Below are 16,760 nucleotides of genomic sequence, written 5' to 3'. Positions count from 1 at the left end.
CGTCGCTCTAACCAACTGAGCTAATGCGCCATGTACTGCAACGGAAAAGAACTATAACATCTTTTTAGAAACTCTGCTTGATCGCCAGCTTTGTGCTGATTCTTTTGGGTTTGGTGTTGTTTTATTTCATATAACGCCTGCTTGGTGCAGAGTTTGAATGTCTTTTTCGTTCAGTCCGAGTCCTTGAAGGATGTCGAGTGTGTGTGCACCTGCTTTTTCTGCCATGGGGCGTGCCTGAGCCGGTGTGCGACTGAATTTTGGGGAGGGTGCAGGATGAATCGCTCCGTTGGTTTGTGTGAATCCGTGACGCTCGGTGTGGTGCGCGAACTGTTGCGCCTCTTCAAAACTAAGTACGGGAGCCACGCAAGCGTCACTGCCTTGAAAACGTGCCCACCATTCATCTCGAGTGCGGGTGAGGAATAGGGTGGTTAGCTTTTTTGTGAGTAATGGCCAACGAGCTGTATCCCATTGATCATCAAAATCGGGATCAGTTAGATCAAGAATGTCGCGAAATGCCTGATAAAACTGAGGCTCAATGGCGCCGACCGAAATAAACTTGCCATCAGCACATGCATAGCAGGCATAAAAATGTGCGGCGCCATCCAACAGGTTGGATTGGCGTTCTGGATTCCATCGTCCATTTGCCATCATGCCGTGGTAGGGCGTGACGAGTGTTGAGGTGGCATCACTAATGGCAGCATCAATCACCTGTCCTTGACCACTCTTCGAGCGTTCCAACAAAGCACATACGATACCGAACGCCAGTGACATGGCGCCAGCACCGAGATCGCCTACAACATGCAAGGGTGGAGTGGGAGGACGATCTTTGTATCCCATAGCGTGTAAGGCGCCCGTGATGGCAATGTAGTTGAGATCATGGCCGGCCGTCTGTGCCAGAGGTCCAGTTTGACCCCAACCGGTCATACGCCCATAAACAAGCGCTGGATTGGCTTCTAAACAAACTTCGGGCCCATAACCCAATCGCTCCATTACGCCTGGACGATAGCCTTCAATAAGCACGTCAGTGTTTTGAATGAGTTTCATCACAACATCGTGTGCACCGGTTGCCTTGATGTTCATGCTAATCGTGCGTCGTCCACGCTCGACAATCGTGCGACCTGTCCCAGAGAAAGCAGCAGAATGCCTGTCTATTCGAATGACTTCAGCCCCCATGTCGGCCAGCATCATTGCACAAAACGGACCAGGGCCCAATCCTGCAAACTCTAATACTTTGTAACCAGTTAGTGGGCCAGCCATGTGTTGTCTCCATTGAATTGTTTATGGAATTCATGTTCCGTTTTGTCGATGAGTATGGCAAAGGTTAGCGTAAATCCTACGTGTTCGTTTTCTCTTAGTGATGACCGGGTTCTTGTTTGTCCGATAGCAAATATAGTTTTCAGCTTCATGTTTAAGCTTAAAAGTGACGTCATGCTGACAAAATGAATCATGCTCAGTAGCTCGAAACCGCTTGAACTAGAGCACGGTCATTGTGTTGTTTTAGCGCTTACACTCAAAAACAGTTGTTGGTGATTGTGACAAGATGAATCAATTCACACATAAAGGAAGAGACATGATTGTTGGAGATTTGGTTGCTAAATTTTTGAAGGCTACAAAGGTCGATACGGTGTTCGCCATCATCTCGGTGCATAACATCCCAATCATGGATGGGATCGCGCGTGAAGGTGGAATCAATGTCGTCATGACCCGTGGAGAAATGGGCGCTAGCCATATGGCTGACGGATTTGCTCGTATCGCCGGAAATTTGGGTGTGTTGATTACGAGCACAGGACCGGGTGCGGCCAACGCGGTTTCAGGCCTATTGGAAGCGAGCTTTGCGGGCACGCCGTTGTTGCACATTACGGGTCAGGTCCCTTCACAGTACCTTGAACGTGATACAGGGACGACGCATGGTGTGAAAGATCAGCTGGGCATGATGCAAAGTGTTTGTAAGACAGCCTATCGTGTCCGCACAGCACAAGAAGCGTGGGGTGTTCTCACGCGCGCAGCACAAGAAGCAATGACAGCTCCCCAAGGACCTGTGAGTGTCGAGATCCCAATCGATATCCAAAAAACACTTTGTGATGAGCCTCAGATTGATGATGTTGAGCATTTGCTAAATCTAGTGCAAACACCTGCACCGGCCCCAGCGCCAGCAGCTTTCTCACGCTTGGTCGATATGGTGAGCCAAGCCAAACGTCCGATGTTGTGGGTTGGTAATGGTGGCATCGACTGTGGCGATGTTCTCAAAGAGTTTCTGGATTTGGGTTTTGGGATGGTCAGCAGCTGGTCTGCCCGTGGCATTGTGCCGGAAGACCATCCGATGACCCTAGGCGCATTCAATGGGTCCGGCAGCAAGGAGATCGAGGATTTTTACGGCACCGTCGATTTGATGATTGTCGTGGGTTCACGTTTGCGAGGCCAAGAAACAATTGATCAGTCTGTGAAACTCCCTGCAAGACGGATTCAGATTGATCTGGATCCTGCCGCAGAAGGGCGAAGCTACTCCAGTGAGCTGTTCGTGCAGGGCGATAGTCGTGCAACGCTTTTAGCTTTATTGGAAGAAATCAAAGGCCGGATTCAGATTGATGAGCAGTTTGCGACTGAATTTTCTGATCTGAAGTCGCGAGCCCGAGAGAAATACAAAAAGACACTGGGTCCATACAAAGATTTTGCCCAAGCGTTGCGCGCAGCCACACCCAAAGATTCGCTTTGGGTTCGGGATATTACTGTTGCTAACTCCACTTGGGGACATCGTCTCTATGAAATGTATACGCCTCGCTCAGCAGCGCACCCTGTGGGCGCAGGTATTGGTCAAGGTTTACCACTGGCCATTGGTGCCGCTTTTGCATCCAAAGGGCGAGACACTGTTTTGTTATCCGGCGATGCAGGTTTCATGCTGAATGTGTGCGAATTGTGGACCGCTAAGCAAGAGAATCTGAACCTTCTGATGGTAGTGATGAATGATTCGGGCTATGGAGTGATTAAACATATGCAAGATGCGGCCTACGGCGGGCGCAGAGTTTATGGTGACCTAGAAGCACCGAATTTTGAGCAGTTGGCCAAGTGCGTGGATGCCCATTATGAGTGTGTGACAACAGCTGATGGATTTGCACAAGCCGTGCGCAATGCGGTTTCTCTGTCAGGGTTGCGCCTAGTGGAGGTGGATATGCGTGCCATTGGTGAAGCCCCTGCGTACTATCCTTACGCAAAACTAGAGCCTTAACAGAGCCATCACAAGCCACGACGTTGAACGTGAGACCCATGCCATTGCATTAGTCGGTTTGACGTTCGATAAAAACTAAAAGAGGAGATTTGATATGACAAGTTGGAACAGTCGAGCTTTTGATGAGCTGATGGCAATCCGTGCTTGTCCGGATACGCTCGACGATGAGATTTCTGTCAGGGGTGCCGATCCGTTTTACCGCTCACCTTTGCGAATGGGCGAGGCGATCACCGCTGTAGTTGCGGCAACCGGCGTTGCGATTAACGATATTTGGGCGTTGCGTGGACATCCTCGACAGAAGATTGCGGTCAGCTTGCCTGAAGCAGCGGCTTCGTTACGAACAGTAATTTATACCCAGTCGCGCAATGAAGATGGAACGTGCAGCACCGTGCCACTGCCGCCGGACCGAGCGCATGTCATGCAGCTTTGTCGACCTTATCGCACGCGTGACGGACGTTGGTTTACACCCCACTTTAGTCTGGACCTAGGCGCAAAGGTGCTCAAAGTGTTGGGCTGTGACGATACGGTTGAGTCTGTGTCTGAAGCAGTTGCACGTTGGGATGCTGAGGATCTGGAAGAAGCCATTGCGCAGGCGGGTGCCTGTGGTGGAGTGGTTCGCACGCGAGACGAATGGTTGGCGCATCCACATGGTGCCTATCTGGCAAGTCGTGCGGCTGTACAGCTCACCCGTGTGGGTGAATCTGAGCCAGAAGCTTTTTATCCAGGTGATCGTCCGTTGTCTGGGGTAAGAGTGTTGGATCTGACCCGGATTGTTGCGGGGCCGATAGTGAGTCGGGGTTTGGTTGAGCATGGTGCCGATGTCCTGATGGTGACTTCTCAGGATTTGTTGCAAGCTCCTGAGCATCTGCGTGACACAAGTCCTGGTAAGCGCAGCTGTTTTCTGGACCTTAAAACCCCACAAGGTGTTGCTGAATTGACAAGGTTGGTCCAAGAGGCCGATGTCGTAGTCAACAGCTTTCGACCGGGGGCGTTGGATGCACTAGGCTTTGGGACAAAAGATTTGGTGCGCATGCGTCCTGGCATTGTGGTGGTGAACGTCAGTTGCTACGGTTATGATGGGCCTTTCGCAAAACGCCGCGGGTGGGAGCAGATTGCACAGACTGTAACAGGGCTCAGTGACGCGCATGGTATGGCCTTGGAAGGTTCGCCGCAAATTATCACACCCTTAGTCTGTGACTTTACGACAGGTTGTTTAGGCACTTACGGTGCTTTGCTGGCATTAGGACGACGGGCGCGTGAGGGTGGAAGTTGGCAGGTCGAAGTTTCGCTTTGTCGTTCGGCTATGTTTGTACAAGAGCAAGGTTTATTGGCTGAGTTTGATGACGCCCCAGAGGAGTTGACGACTGAGCAGTTGTCACGCCGTCAGGTTCCAATGCATAGTGATGAACATGGGGATTTGATGATGTTGGGGCCTGTATTGGAGTTGTCACAGACACCCTCAGACTGGGGTCAAAGTCTGCCGCGGTTGGGTGAGCATGATCCCGTTTGGTTGGCGCGTTGATTTTGAGGTGAACCGGTGGTGAGCGAGTCAAAGGACTTTCGTCATCAGACGGCTAAATTATGTACCTAATCACTCAGTACACGTTTAGCCGTCTGACCTTGAAATGCTTGGGCGTCATTAGCTTTTGAATTTCTCTGGGAAAGCTTGGATAAGGCCTTGTGTCAGCGCATCGGCCAACAGCATCATATGTGCCTCTGCCTTGCCATATTCTTCGATCCCGTTGGCATAGTCACCATTTAATAGCGCAGTGGCATACACCAAGGTGGTGTCGAAGTGTCCTTAGAGCATGTCGCGGACCATCTCTTGGGGCCAGTTTGGATTGGCTTGTGCCAGGAAGTCGGCGATTTCCTGTGCATTTTCATAGGCACCAGCAATGGCTTTTTCGGCTGCAGGACCATCATTGGCCTTGGCCGCTTGAACAACTTCGACTGCAGCGCCAATGTGCTCTTGCAGTAATTTACCTAAAGCATCACCCGCTTGTTCACCATAGAACGGTTTGATTGCATTGCCAATGTCGAGCTGGTTTTGCATAAGTCGATTGGCAGTGGCATCAAATGCTGCAGAGTCTTGTGCAAAAGCGGTGACAGCTGCGTAAGTCCATTCCATGTGTTGAGCCCAGAGATCACGCATCGCGTTCTTTAAGGCCAATCCTTGGGGACCTGCTTGGATCACAATTTCAGCACCATGTGAAACGCCATTGTGTGCAAAGACAGTGGAGGGTGCCAAGACTGGAACGAATAAAGCGGCGCTAAAAAGGGTGTTGAGGACCAGTTTGCGGGCGAAGTGTGAACGTTGTTGTGTGCGAGACATGAGTATGCTCCAAATAGGTAAGTCAGAAATAATCTGGTGGTTTATGTGTCCAGTTTTTGGCTGGCTTACCCATTGGATGCAGTGGGGTTCAATTCTGTTTCAAAGTTTTGAAGGTTTTTTGATAAAACAATTTTTATTTTTTCAACGTATTGTTTTTGTTGATTTTTTGTTTGTCTTATTGGCTTTTTGCAGGTTTTGATTGCTCAAGACGTTCAAAAAACCCTTGAACAATTCGATCGCGGCGCGCACCGTCAAACGCATGCACACCGTCCATATGCTGTTCAAAGGGTTCTCGTAGTTGAGTTTGTAGTAATTTCTTCGCACGCATAAAACGGACCCGAACAGTTGCTTGTGGAATTTCCAGGAGTGCTGCAACTTCCTCATAAGAAAGCTCTTCAACCCCGTTCAACATAAAAACGGTCCGATACATCTGAGGCAGCGTATCAATCTGCATTTCGAGCTCTTCACGCAACTGGGCTTGCCAGAGCTCGTCATCAGGTCTTGATGCTGTGCTGTGAGCAGGGGTGGCGTGTTCTTCTGACATGTGTTCAAAAGCCTCGAGATCTGTGTCTGTCAATTGGATGACTGATTGGCGTGATTTGTTTCGACGGGCAATCATCAGGGATTCATTGATGGCGATTCTGATGAACCAGGTTGAAGGGCGGGATTGTCCACGAAACTCACCCAAATTCTGAAACACTTTCTACCAGGCTTCTTGGACCGCGTCCTACGCTTCCATGTCATCAATCAGGATGCTGCGCGCGGTTCTGAATAAGGTTTGGTTATAACGTCGCATGAGTTGCTCAAATGCCGCAAGATCACCTTGGGCTGCTTGTTGCATGAGCGCGTGGTCCTGATCGATCATAGTGCTTGCAGTTTCAGTCATTCTTATTTGCCTGTTGGTCTAGTTTGATGTTTTTGGCTGATGTGTTCTTTAGAACTTATAAAGTATTTTGAGGATTAAAGTGTCAATATCACTACATGTCAACGATCATTTGCGCTTCACATTGCATTCGGTATGATGGCGCTGCCTAAATAGTCGTTTGTTTGCTTGCTTGTTCGTTTTTTCAATAGAAGGATTTGTCATGTCAGCTCGAATTATTGTTGCCGCACTTCCAGATGAGCTAAATCACACGCCGATTCCTTTTGATATTCCGGTCATTTATACCGGTGTCGGTAAATTGAATGCTGCGTATGCGCTCATGCAAGGGATCGCAAAGTATCAGCCTAAAGAAATTATTAACTTTGGAACGGTGGGACGAGTGTCTCGTCAAGTCTCAGGCTTAGTCGAAGTGGCAGATGTGATTCAGCGTGACATGGATGCTCAACCATTATGCGCCCGCGGTGTGACGCCTTATGACGAGACCTTGAATCGCTTTTCCTCTAGTTTTGAAGGGGTACGTTGCGCCACTGGTGACAGTTTTGTTCGTGAGACAGATGAGTGGTTAGTGGCGCAAGGTGTCGATGTGGTGGATATGGAGCTTTTTGCGCTGGCGTTTATTTGCCAGAAATACAACATCCCATGGCGTTCATTCAAATTCATTACAGATGATACTGACAGTCAGTCTGGTGAAGATTGGCAAAGTCGAGTTCACCATGGGCGTGAGTTGTTTCTGACAAAATTAGCTAGTTTGTTATAAGTTCAACGCATTTCGAACATTTCCTGATGAAACTGGGTTTGTCGAAGACCTCGAGCTCGAAGATCTTGACGCAGTTTTTGGGCAAATTGGTTGGGACCACAGAACCAGATGTCGTGTGGATCATTCAAAGCAGCTTCGGGCGCAATCAAGTCCTGGATGGTTAGCCTTTGTTGTTGACTGGCATCGTGAATATTGAGTGTGACAAATGGCAAGCTGTCACACAAAGATTGCACCAGTTTTACAAATGGGTCCGTTTGCGCATTGCGGACACTGTAATGGAGCGTAATAGGTTTGTTCTCTTGAAGAGAGTGGTTTGTGGCCAAACTTTCTAACCAAGCTAGAAATGGCGTGATGCCGATACCCGCAGCCACCCAGATTTGCTGCGCGTCTTCGCGACCATGACGGTAATCTAACTGACCATAGGGACCTTCGATACGAACCGCTTGTCCGATTTGAAGACGTTGTCGCAAGCCCTTGGTGTAGTCGCCCAGTGCTTTGATTTCAAACACCAACTGAGTTTGGGTCTCGTGCTCTGATGTTTGTATCTGGCGTGTGCCGCTGATCGTAAATGGATGCGCACCTTCGTGTGTATCGAAACGTAAAAATGCAAATTGGCCCGGTGTGTGGCCAGGCCATTGTGGGCCGGGATCACAGACAAGCTCTAATACATTGTCAGCAGGTTGTGACATCTCGAGGATGTGTCCAGCGTGTTGGTGTGTAGCCCCGATACGTTGTGTTAGAGCAATCACCGCGCTGGCAGTCCCAATGACTAGAAGGACTAAAGTGACCCAACCGCTTGGCCCTGCCCAGTAAACAGCAGGCATCAGACCCAGGGTATGAAAGACAAGCACCAGATAAATGACTGGCATGATTTTGTGGAGTAGGCGCCATTGACGATAAGGAATCCGCTTGTATAGCGTGATGGCGAGCATAATGAGGAGTGCGTAGATAGCCCATTCACCCATGTCTTTGGCGATGGATTTGTACTCAAGCATCCAAGCCAGTGGCGGCGGTTTCACTGATTTACCAACTTTGCCTATCAAGCTTTGTATCGGACCACTACCCAGCTTTAACAGCCAATGTGCCAGAGCAAACACGATGGCTAGAATGCCGCCCCATTTGTGGAGAGCAAAGATCTTATCCATGCCGCCGACTGACTTTTCTAGCCAAACTGGGCGAGTCGCTAAAAACATCATGAATGACATGAAACCAAATGCGAGTAACCCACTTAGATACAGCGCATGTTGTCGCACGACCCAAATGATCTCACCGCTGACGGGATGCAAAATTAAGGCATCCCAAGCCCAGGTTAATACAATGAGCCCAGTGAAGCTCAATAAAATATTTCTGATGCTCATGGCGTTTCACACAATACAAAGATATTGTTTTTGTTCTTAGGTTTGCTTGCGACAGATGTCAGTACTGCCGCAAGCTGATTGATACTTTAAGGGGTTTAGTCATTATCGTAGTCAACATAGACCACGCTGCCTTCACGTGGTTCTATGTATAGTTTGACTTTGCGTTGGGCTTCATCGCGTGCTTTGACTTTATAGCCGTAGTGTTTGCGTTTGATCTCACGAATTTGTAGTTTGTGACTGGCTTCTAATTTGTCTTGCACTTCACGCATAGTTACCCAATGCCCTTGTGTACCTGATGTCAAGGCAGGCTGTCCTGCAGCGGTCTTGTTCTGAGCAAATGTTGGGACTGAAAGTGTGGCTGCAGACAATGCGAGCAGACTTGTTGCAAGAAGCCGTGTGGGTTTACGAAAAAACTGTGTCATACGAGTACCTTCATTGTGGATTAGTTCGTTTTTGTGCAGCAACAAAACACCGCACAGATTGTCTCGCCTGCCTTCTTAGATCGATAGGTTTTGAGGCGATTGACGCTATTGTGACAAGGTGTCCATGAATGAACGATGAAACATTTGTTCATAATCTGTTCATGTGAATTTGATTAAAAGTGGATTGAAGCGTGCGATTCGACTGATTTTCAGGTTTGCTAAAGGCCAATGAATGGCATGTATGGCCTTTTTAAATAGATTTCAAAAATATGAACATCCAGCGAATGCCAAATGTGAGTGTGCGAACGATGGGCTACCGACTGATTTTGATGCTGGTGTTGTTGATGGCTGGTCTTAACTTATCTTATGGTCATACCGGTCATACCAAAGAACATCACCAAGCCAGAGCTGCTGTTGAAGCCGGTTTGATTTTGCCCCTAAAAGAAGTTTTGTTGCGGATTGCAACGCAGTATCCAGGTGAAATGGTTTCGGTGAAATACAAACAAGATGATGGGCGGTATGACTATAAGCTCAAATGGTTACAACCGTCTGGTGCGCTGATTCAGATTCGTGTGGATGCCAAAACAGGTGATCTAATGGAAGTGAAAGGACGAAACATTGAATAGCGCAACAAAGCTTGTCGGTAATTTTCAGTTCTGTTTTTTATTCAAGGATGCACGGTGTGCGAGTCTTAATTGCGGAAGATGATGCCGTATTGGCTGCACAGATAAAAGACGCTGTGAGCCAAGCTGGTTATGCCGTTGATGTAGCGAGTGACGGAGAACAAGCCTGTTATCAGGGCGAAGTCGAAAACTACGATGTGATCATCTTAGATTTGGGTTTGCCTTTGCTGGATGGCTTATCAGTGCTCGCTCGTTGGCGTCGAGCTGGGCGAACCATGCCAGTGCTGATTTTAACGGCTCGGGATAGTTGGCATGACAAAGTCATTGGCATGGATGCAGGTGCAGATGATTATCTGACTAAGCCGTTTCATATGGAAGAACTGCTGGCTCGTCTTCGGGCATTGCTAAGACGTACCAGTGTGCACACGACTGCTCAGTGGATATCAGGTCCAATCGTCTTGGATACGAGTCAAGCAAGAGTGACCGTGCATGGTCAACCCCTAACACTGACCGCGCATGAGTTTCGAGTGTTGGCTGTTTTAATGCAACACGCAGGTCAGGTTGTGAGTCGTAGTGATTTGATCGAGCATGTTTATGCGCAGGACTTTGATCGCGATTCCAACACAATCGATGTGTTCATCGCCAGATTGCGTAAGAAACTACCTCCCGACTCCATTGAAACCGTTCGTGGTATGGGGTATCGCTTGCAAGCTTTATCGTGATATGGGTCATTTGACTGCACGTTGGTGGAATTCGTTACATGCGCGTTTGCTGATTGGGACGCTCTTGGGCATTGTGGCTTCTGTACTGATTGCAGGTTGGGTGCTCTCAGAGGTGTTTACACAAACCATGAGTGAGCAACTTGCCCGTGAAGTCCGTGTCCACTTAAATGAGTTGGCGGCTGGTTTGAATATTGATGCTTCAGGCGTGGCGACATTCGAAAATGAGCCCGCCGATCCTCGAATGCAAAGACCGTTTTCAGGTTTGTACTGGCAGATTGACCAGATTCATGCAGATGGTTCAGTTGAAACTGGTGTGTTTCAATCAAGATCACTCTGGGATGAAGTTCTAAACTTTTCGCAAGCACAACCTCAAAAGGGACAGCAAGGGCTTTGGCTTTTATCTGGCCCAAAAGCGCAAACTTTGGTTGTTCAGACTCAAGTGGTGACACCAGCGCAGGGTGAGGGTACTTGGCGACTGATTGTGGCCACAGATCACGAATCGTTACGTAAACCTCAGCAACGTTTTGAGCGTCTACTGATTATTTCTTTAGGTCTCATTGGTCTTGTGACCGTTATAGCCGTGTGGGTGCAGCTAAGTATTGCTTTAAAGCCTTTGCGGCGTTTGAGACAGAGCCTTCAGGCGGCTCAAACCGGCTCAGCGAGACGTATCGAAGGTATGTTTCCTGCTGAGATTCAACCGTTGACAGATGACTTTAATGCGGTGCTTGAAACAGGTGAACAAATTATTCAATCGGCTCGCACGCAAGCAGGCAATCTTGCGCATGCGCTTAAAACTCCTTTAACCGTGATGACGAATGCCAGTCGCAATGACCAGAGTGAACTGGGGCGGTTGGTCTTTGAGCAAACAGATATTGCACGTCGTCAGATTGACCACCATCTGGCACGCGCACGAGCGATCGCAGCGGCTCGTATGCCGGGTGTGGCAACTGAGGTGGTGCCTGAAATCAATAAGCTTGTGCATACATTGGATCGACTCTATGCATCCAAGGCATTGCAGTGGCATGTGGATGCGCAAAAACAGGATCTGCTGTTTCAGGGGGATCGACAAGACTTTCTGGAAATGATGGGTAATGTACTGGACAATGCCTGTCAGTGGACTGACCGTGATGTTTGGATTGAGGTCACGCAGGTGGGCTCTGAAACAATGTCGCAGTTACAAATTGTTGTTCAGGATAATGGGCCAGGTTTGACTGCTGCCCAATGTGAAATGATGTTTGAACGGGGCGTCAGACTGGATGAGCGTGCACCTGGCAGTGGTTTGGGTTTGGCGATTGTTCGTGATTTAGCCCATGCTTATGCAGGACAAGCCGGTGCGCAACGTTCTGAGTACGGTGGTCTGAAGGTGGTGCTGATTCTGCCAGGCATTGTGGCCTTAAAATGAACTCCTAAATGTGGGTGCGCAATTAACGTTAGGCCAGATCTTTGCAGGAGTTAAATCAATGGCAATTGAATGTACACACTGTGGCGTGAAGCTGGCGGACAAGGCAGTGTTTTGTCATTGGTGTAAAACACCTGTTCCCAGAGTGATTGAGCAAGATCCAACCAAAAGATTACGTTGGCTGAAGCTTTGGAGTTATGTATTTTTACCGTTGTTCTGTGTGCTCTTTGGGCTGCTCGCAGTACAGAATCAAATGCCATGGCTCTGGGCCTCGTTGGCAGCTCTGTTCAGTGGGGTAACAGCCCTGGGCTTGCACCAACACAAGCGTTGGGGATGGACTTTGAATTGGGCGATGGTTACTGCAGTTGGGCTGACTCTGGCGGGTGTGTTGGCGTTTGATGACTCCGGTCGCTTTGTTAATAAGTTGTTTTTGACAGTGCCGATGATGGGGTTTCTGTGGTTCTGGCCCAATTATGTTTACTGGCGTAAACGCTCAGTTTTGTTTACTTAGGCAACTATATTGCATATGAAAACGGCAGTGCGGATTGCCCTAGGGATTTGTTGGACTTTTGTTTAGCTACCCATTGTGTTGTGGGGCGTGTTTGCGCTGTGGTATCACGCTGCATCATCTTGATGCTTCACGGCTTAGCCTGTAGTTCTGAAGTCTGGGTCAATGTTGTTCTAATCGTTGCGTGAGCGGGCAGTACGCTGGGTTCATATCGCCAAAGTACTGGAAATGGAACTTAAACCAGATGATGGTTGTCATGATTATGTGAAGTCTTGCAGGTTGGAATTTTAAAAGCTGTTGTGACGGACTTAATGTCTGGCTTGCGCAGATTTTGATCTAACTACATGGCTCTAGCCATATGGCCTGCTGAGTATTTAAACGACAATGCGTGGAGATTTTTGATGTTTTTGAAATTGAGACAGCGAAAGATAGCAATCTGGAGTGTTTTGTTATTGTTGGGAAGTCTGCCTCATGTTCTGATGGCCAAAAATTCGAAATCGACTTCTGTGCCACGTGACCAGTTTATTGCAGGGCTACACGAATTTATAGAGATTCCAGCGTTTGACGCGGGGATGAAAGCCAAGCTTGACACAGGGGCGACCACATCGTCGATGAGTGCAGGCGATATTGAGCGCTTTGAAAAAGACGGTCAACCTTGGGTTCGGTTTCGTCTTTTGGCCAAAGGTTACGAAGATCAATGGCATGAATTACCTGTTGCGCGAGTTTCACGCATCAAACGCCGTGCAGAAGAAGGGCCAGGACACTCGGGTCTTGGATATAGTGAGCGACCTGTCGTGGAGCTACCAATACGACTCGGGTCACACGAGCAAACGATTCAGGTTGGCCTAACAGATCGTTCACGCTTTCTCTATCCTTTTTTGTTAGGTGCCAGCGGATTAAAAAGTTTTGGTGTCATTGTGGATCCAAGTGCCAGCTATCTTCTAGGTAAAAAGCCTAGCAAAAACTGAATTTAAACAGTAGAAAAAATACTTATGGAAACACGCACCGTACATTGGCTTGCCTTAATTATTCTATTGACGTTGAGTGGTGCTTTATTGACGGCACATCAGATTTTTGTGCTGAAACTGCCCCTGACGCAAAGTGAAAGCGATACGCTTTGGAATATTGATGCAAAAGTTACGTTTATACCGACACGGGATTACGCGCTTAAAGTGCAAATGAAAGCACCGCCACTACGCGAGCGCTTTGTACCTTTGAACGAAAGCTTTGTCTCACCGGATTATGGTGTGAGCGTTGACACCGTCGATGGCAATCGGATGATTACCTGGGCTAAACGCAAGGCAAGTGGCCCTCAAACTTTGTTTTATCGTCTGACCATCAATGATCGGTATGGTGATTCCGAGTCACCTGAAGAAGGACCCGTTTATCGCGAGGCGATTGAGACAGTTGCACCAGAAAAAGTGGCGGTTGATGCGTTGTTAGGTGCGATTCGATCGAATTCGGCAGACGTGGATACCTTTGTGGGTGAAGCGATTCAGCGCCTCAATCAGAATCAGAATGAACATGTTCGGGTTTTGCTGGGCCCCGAGGCTGATTTGACACAAAAGATCGATGTGTTGGAAGTTCTGTTGTCGCAAGCGCACATCCCCATTGAGCGCGTGCATGTCCTCGTCTTGGATGAAAGCAGAAACGCCCAGATGACGCAATTGATTCGTACTTTCAATGGACAAAAGTGGCTTTATTTCAATCCGCAAACGGGTGCCCGAGGTTTGGCTAATAATCAATTGATCTGGTGGTTTGGTGATGAGCCTTTGGTCACGGTTGAAGGGGGTCGTCAGGCACAGGTCGAGTTCGCTGTGAATCACAGTGCCATCAATGCCATGCGGCTTGGTCAGACGGTGCAGCCCGATAACTCTGTGGCGCAGTTTCTTGGGTTTTCTTTATATGGTTTGCCCTTGACGGATCAGATGGTCTACAAGCTAATCGTCATGATTCCTCTAGGTGTGTTGTTGGTTTTGTTACTTAGAAATCTGATCGGCATTCAGACTTTAGGCACATTTACGCCGGTTTTAATTGGCATGGCATTTCGTGAAACCGGTCTCGGAATGGGAATCCTGTACTTTACAGTCATCACATTTGCCGGTTTGATGCTCAGGTCTTATCTGGATTATTTGAAATTACAGCTATTGCCCCGTTTGTCGGTGGTTTTAACATTTGTGGTGATCTTGATGGCGTCGATTAGTTTGATTAGCCACAAACTGGACCTGTCTTATGGATTGTCTGTTTCGTTATTCCCGATGGTGATTTTGACCATGACGATTGAGCGCTTGTCGATTGCCTGGGATGAACGAGGTGGCCATGCCGCTGTGAAATTAGGCATCATTACATTGGTGGCGGCCGCAGGGGCATTCTGGATCATGAGTCAGCCTGAACTCCAGTATTTTGTTTTCACTTTCCCGGGTACGTTGCTCATGATGATGGCCGTCATGTTGTTGATGGGACGCTATCGAGGTTATCGCCTGACAGAACTGTTCCGGTTTCGCGCGATGATCAAGGACTAATTTATGGTTGGTTTATTGAAAACCTGGCGCGATTTACGTCGAAAAGGTGTGATGGGCATTAATCAACGTAATGCGGATTACATTTTGAAATACAACCAGCGTCAATTTTTTCCACTGGTCGATAACAAGGTGCTTACTAAAGAGCGCGCGCGGGCCCGAGGCATTCATGTGCCACAAGCCTATGCGGTTGTTCGCACAGAACGAGAAATCGCCAAGATATTTGAAATCATTGACGCGCATGATGATTTTGTGATTAAGCCTGCGCATGGTGCAGCAGGCGAAGGCATTGTCGTAATTTCAGATCGGTTTGATGATCTTTATCGAACGGTTTCTGGACGGCTTTTGAGTCGAAATGATCTGTCGCATCATTTGTCGAATATCTTGACAGGTATGTACTCTCTGGGTGGAGCACCAGATCAAGCACTCATCGAGTATCGAGTCAAATCAGATCCTATCTTTGAGCGCATTAGTTATTCAGGCGTGCCAGATATCCGCATTATCGTGCTGCTCGGATATCCCGTTATGGCGATGGTGAGATTGCCCACGCAACAGTCGCAAGGCAAAGCGAACTTGCATCAAGGTGCGATTGGTGTGGGGATTGATCTTGCCAAAGGATGCACTTTGCAAGGGTCTTGGATGAATCGGCGAATTACCCATCATCCGGATACCCGAAACATGGTGGATGGTGTTGCTGTCAAGCACTGGGACGCGTTACTGCATCAAGCAGCAAGCTGCTATGAGATGTGCCATTTGGGTTATATCGGCGTTGATATGGTGTTAGACAAAGAACATGGGCCGATGATGCTCGAAGTCAATGCGCGTCCAGGATTAAATATCCAGATTGCCAATAATGCGGGTTTGGCGGCTCGTTGTTTGCAAGTTGAAGAACAGATCAGAATGCTTAAAAAACAAGGTGCTGAAGAAAATGTGCAAGACCGAGTTCGTTTTTCTCAAAGCCTGATGGATTGATTACACAGTCTAAGCTTTATAAAAATTACGTTTAAAGTCAATTTATTTTTAGGTAGTATGAGCTTTTGTTGAAAATGTAGTACCATGGCGTGATTACAAACACTAAGATGATTATAGTGGATACAAGCCTGTCACTGATACCGTTATAGTTTTGAGGCAGAAGAGCCCTCTGGTGAATAAATCTAGTGCGTTGTTAGCCGATCAGGTTTGTGTTTCATTTTGATTGCGTACGGGACACAAACGCCATGAACATGCAAGTTGCTGAGCCAACCCTTTTGAATCACATTGTTGACTACTGGAATGATCGAGCTGCGAGCTATAGCCATGAGAATCGGTTGGAGCTTGATTCCGAGCAACGCACTATTTGGACTGAAGTTCTACTTAAAAATGCGCCTGAAAAACCCTGTTTGAATGTACTGGACGTTGGAACTGGCCCTGGTTTTTTTGCCATTATTTTGGCGCTTGCAGGCCACAAAGTAACAAGCGTGGACGTTTGTGGAGAAATGATTGGCCGCGCCCGCCAAAATGCGCAAGCTTATGGAGTGGAGATTGATTTCTTGCAATCCGATGTGCATCAACTCGCTTTGGCTGAGAACTCGTTTGATCTGATTGTCTGTCGCAATGTGACCTGGACGCTAGAAAACCCAGAAGAGGCGTATGCGCATTGGTATGAGCTGTTGAATCCTGAAGGACGCTTACTTGTCTTTGACGCAAATTGGTATATGCATTTGTTTGATGCACAATTTGCGCAGGGTTTTAAGGAAGATCGAGCCAATACGGTGACGTTTGGGGTCGCCGATCATTACGAGGGAACCGATACGGTCGCCATGGAAGCCATTGCGCGACGTTTACCCCTGAGTTCAATTTTGCGTCCACAATGGGATTTGCAAACACTGTCCGCCATCGGCTTTCGCAAGTGTGTCGCAGACACCGAGATTTGGCAACAAGTCTGGAATGAAGAAGAAAAAATCAATGGTGCCTCAACGCCCATGTTCATGGTTGTTTCGCACAAGTGACAGGTAGATTGAATCAGTCAAAGAGC

General features: G+C 48.1%; 18 protein-coding genes. 11 read left to right on the top strand and 7 right to left on the bottom strand.

The genetic code is table 11. The features are described from left to right. Positions 1-126: 126 nt before the first annotated feature. Positions 127-1,257: a CaiB/BaiF CoA transferase family protein gene (locus tag ACOI06_RS13690; RefSeq protein ID WP_420663157.1), complete on the bottom strand. Its 1,131-nt coding sequence runs from the start codon at positions 1,255-1,257 to the stop codon at positions 127-129. A gap of 313 nt (positions 1,258-1,570) precedes the next feature. Between ACOI06_RS13690 and ACOI06_RS13685 the strand changes: the two genes are divergently transcribed. Continuing rightward, positions 1,571-3,223 (top strand): thiamine pyrophosphate-binding protein, encoded by a 1,653-nt coding sequence (locus ACOI06_RS13685; RefSeq protein ID WP_420663156.1) that lies wholly within the window; start codon positions 1,571-1,573, stop codon positions 3,221-3,223. Positions 3,224-3,317: 94 nt separating this feature from the next. Further along, entirely contained in the window at positions 3,318-4,745 is a 1,428-nt protein-coding gene (locus ACOI06_RS13680; protein ID WP_420663155.1) for a CoA transferase, read from the top strand. 117 nt (positions 4,746-4,862) lie between these two features. Here the strand turns inward: ACOI06_RS13680 and ACOI06_RS13675 are convergent, their stop codons facing one another. The 4 genes from ACOI06_RS13675 to ACOI06_RS13660 form a co-directional block, all read right to left on the bottom strand. Then, positions 4,863-5,006 carry a hypothetical protein gene (locus ACOI06_RS13675; protein WP_420663154.1) on the bottom strand — a complete coding sequence of 48 codons (144 nt, stop codon included), beginning with the start codon at positions 5,004-5,006 and terminating at the stop codon, positions 4,863-4,865. Positions 5,007-5,024: 18 nt separating this feature from the next. Continuing rightward, positions 5,025-5,555: a hypothetical protein gene (locus ACOI06_RS13670; RefSeq protein WP_420663153.1), complete on the bottom strand. Its 531-nt coding sequence runs from the start codon at positions 5,553-5,555 to the stop codon at positions 5,025-5,027. A gap of 175 nt (positions 5,556-5,730) precedes the next feature. Beyond that, entirely contained in the window at positions 5,731-6,255 is a 525-nt protein-coding gene (locus tag ACOI06_RS13665; protein ID WP_420663152.1) for a sigma-70 family RNA polymerase sigma factor, read from the bottom strand. Between the two features lie 27 nt (positions 6,256-6,282). Further along, positions 6,283-6,441: a hypothetical protein gene (locus tag ACOI06_RS13660; RefSeq protein ID WP_420663151.1), complete on the bottom strand. Its 159-nt coding sequence runs from the start codon at positions 6,439-6,441 to the stop codon at positions 6,283-6,285. Positions 6,442-6,640: 199 nt separating this feature from the next. On the opposite strand from ACOI06_RS13660, the gene ACOI06_RS13655 reads away from it, so the two are divergent. Continuing rightward, on the top strand, positions 6,641-7,195 hold the full coding sequence (locus tag ACOI06_RS13655) for a 5'-methylthioadenosine nucleosidase (RefSeq protein ID WP_420663149.1): 555 nt from the start codon (positions 6,641-6,643) through the stop codon (positions 7,193-7,195). A gap of 2 nt (positions 7,196-7,197) precedes the next feature. On the opposite strand, the gene ACOI06_RS13650 is transcribed toward ACOI06_RS13655, so the two are convergent. Both ACOI06_RS13650 and ACOI06_RS13645 read right to left on the bottom strand, forming a co-directional pair. After that, positions 7,198-8,553, bottom strand: a complete 1,356-nt coding sequence (locus ACOI06_RS13650) for a ferric reductase-like transmembrane domain-containing protein (protein WP_420663148.1) — start codon at positions 8,551-8,553, stop codon at positions 7,198-7,200. Positions 8,554-8,648: 95 nt separating this feature from the next. Then, on the bottom strand, positions 8,649-8,975 hold the full coding sequence (locus ACOI06_RS13645; protein ID WP_420663147.1) for a PepSY domain-containing protein: 327 nt from the start codon (positions 8,973-8,975) through the stop codon (positions 8,649-8,651). A gap of 269 nt (positions 8,976-9,244) precedes the next feature. Here ACOI06_RS13645 and ACOI06_RS13640 point away from each other — a divergent pair, with 269 nt between their 5' ends. The 8 genes from ACOI06_RS13640 (at position 9,245) to ACOI06_RS13605 (ending at position 16,734) form a co-directional block, all read left to right on the top strand. Then, positions 9,245-9,601, top strand: coding sequence for a PepSY domain-containing protein (locus tag ACOI06_RS13640; RefSeq protein WP_420663146.1), 357 nt, complete (start codon positions 9,245-9,247; stop codon positions 9,599-9,601). Positions 9,602-9,657: 56 nt separating this feature from the next. After that, a complete protein-coding gene (locus tag ACOI06_RS13635; RefSeq protein ID WP_420663145.1) occupies positions 9,658-10,320 on the top strand; it encodes a response regulator transcription factor in 663 nt (220 codons plus the stop codon). A gap of 1 nt (position 10,321) precedes the next feature. Continuing rightward, a complete protein-coding gene (locus tag ACOI06_RS13630) occupies positions 10,322-11,722 on the top strand; it encodes an ATP-binding protein (RefSeq protein WP_420663144.1) in 1,401 nt (466 codons plus the stop codon). Positions 11,723-11,780: 58 nt separating this feature from the next. Further along, positions 11,781-12,230, top strand: coding sequence for a zinc ribbon domain-containing protein (locus tag ACOI06_RS13625; protein ID WP_420663143.1), 450 nt, complete (start codon positions 11,781-11,783; stop codon positions 12,228-12,230). 449 nt (positions 12,231-12,679) lie between these two features. Beyond that, positions 12,680-13,195, top strand: a complete 516-nt coding sequence (locus tag ACOI06_RS13620; protein WP_420663142.1) for an ATP-dependent zinc protease — start codon at positions 12,680-12,682, stop codon at positions 13,193-13,195. A 24-nt stretch (positions 13,196-13,219) separates the two neighbouring features. Beyond that, positions 13,220-14,749, top strand: coding sequence for a UUP1 family membrane protein (locus ACOI06_RS13615; protein WP_420663141.1), 1,530 nt, complete (start codon positions 13,220-13,222; stop codon positions 14,747-14,749). Between the two features lie 3 nt (positions 14,750-14,752). Then, the gene (locus tag ACOI06_RS13610) at positions 14,753-15,718 is read left to right on the top strand and encodes an alpha-L-glutamate ligase-like protein (RefSeq protein WP_420663140.1); all 966 of its coding nucleotides are present in this window, start codon (positions 14,753-14,755) and stop codon (positions 15,716-15,718) included. A gap of 245 nt (positions 15,719-15,963) precedes the next feature. Then, the gene (locus tag ACOI06_RS13605; protein WP_420663139.1) at positions 15,964-16,734 is read left to right on the top strand and encodes a class I SAM-dependent methyltransferase; all 771 of its coding nucleotides are present in this window, start codon (positions 15,964-15,966) and stop codon (positions 16,732-16,734) included. The last annotated feature ends 26 nt before the right edge of the window (positions 16,735-16,760 follow it).

Source organism: Orrella sp. 11846 (genome assembly GCF_048820935.1).
Lineage (GTDB): Bacteria > Pseudomonadota > Gammaproteobacteria > Burkholderiales > Burkholderiaceae_B > Algicoccus.
Note: the sequence above shows the minus strand (reverse complement) of the source record. Positions and strands in the feature narration are given on the sequence as shown.

Bases quoted from the DNA above. Each gene is read 5' to 3' on its own strand.
- ACOI06_RS13660 (WP_420663151.1), bottom strand. From the start codon at position 6,441: ATGACTGAAACTGCAAGCACTATGATCGATCAGGACCACGCGCTCATG.
- ACOI06_RS13615 (WP_420663141.1), top strand. From the start codon at position 13,220: ATGGAAACACGCACCGTACATTGGCTTGCCTTAATTATTCTATTGACG.
- ACOI06_RS13685 (WP_420663156.1), top strand. From the start codon at position 1,571: ATGATTGTTGGAGATTTGGTTGCTAAATTTTTGAAGGCTACAAAGGTC.
- ACOI06_RS13640 (WP_420663146.1), top strand. From the start codon at position 9,245: ATGAACATCCAGCGAATGCCAAATGTGAGTGTGCGAACGATGGGCTAC.
- ACOI06_RS13690 (WP_420663157.1), bottom strand. From the start codon at position 1,257: ATGGCTGGCCCACTAACTGGTTACAAAGTATTAGAGTTTGCAGGATTG.
- ACOI06_RS13680 (WP_420663155.1), top strand. From the start codon at position 3,318: ATGACAAGTTGGAACAGTCGAGCTTTTGATGAGCTGATGGCAATCCGT.
- ACOI06_RS13670 (WP_420663153.1), bottom strand. From the start codon at position 5,555: ATGTCTCGCACACAACAACGTTCACACTTCGCCCGCAAACTGGTCCTC.
- ACOI06_RS13645 (WP_420663147.1), bottom strand. From the start codon at position 8,975: ATGACACAGTTTTTTCGTAAACCCACACGGCTTCTTGCAACAAGTCTG.
- ACOI06_RS13630 (WP_420663144.1), top strand. From the start codon at position 10,322: ATGGGTCATTTGACTGCACGTTGGTGGAATTCGTTACATGCGCGTTTG.
- ACOI06_RS13625 (WP_420663143.1), top strand. From the start codon at position 11,781: ATGGCAATTGAATGTACACACTGTGGCGTGAAGCTGGCGGACAAGGCA.
- ACOI06_RS13610 (WP_420663140.1), top strand. From the start codon at position 14,753: ATGGTTGGTTTATTGAAAACCTGGCGCGATTTACGTCGAAAAGGTGTG.
- ACOI06_RS13650 (WP_420663148.1), bottom strand. From the start codon at position 8,553: ATGAGCATCAGAAATATTTTATTGAGCTTCACTGGGCTCATTGTATTA.
- ACOI06_RS13605 (WP_420663139.1), top strand. From the start codon at position 15,964: ATGAACATGCAAGTTGCTGAGCCAACCCTTTTGAATCACATTGTTGAC.
- ACOI06_RS13655 (WP_420663149.1), top strand. From the start codon at position 6,641: ATGTCAGCTCGAATTATTGTTGCCGCACTTCCAGATGAGCTAAATCAC.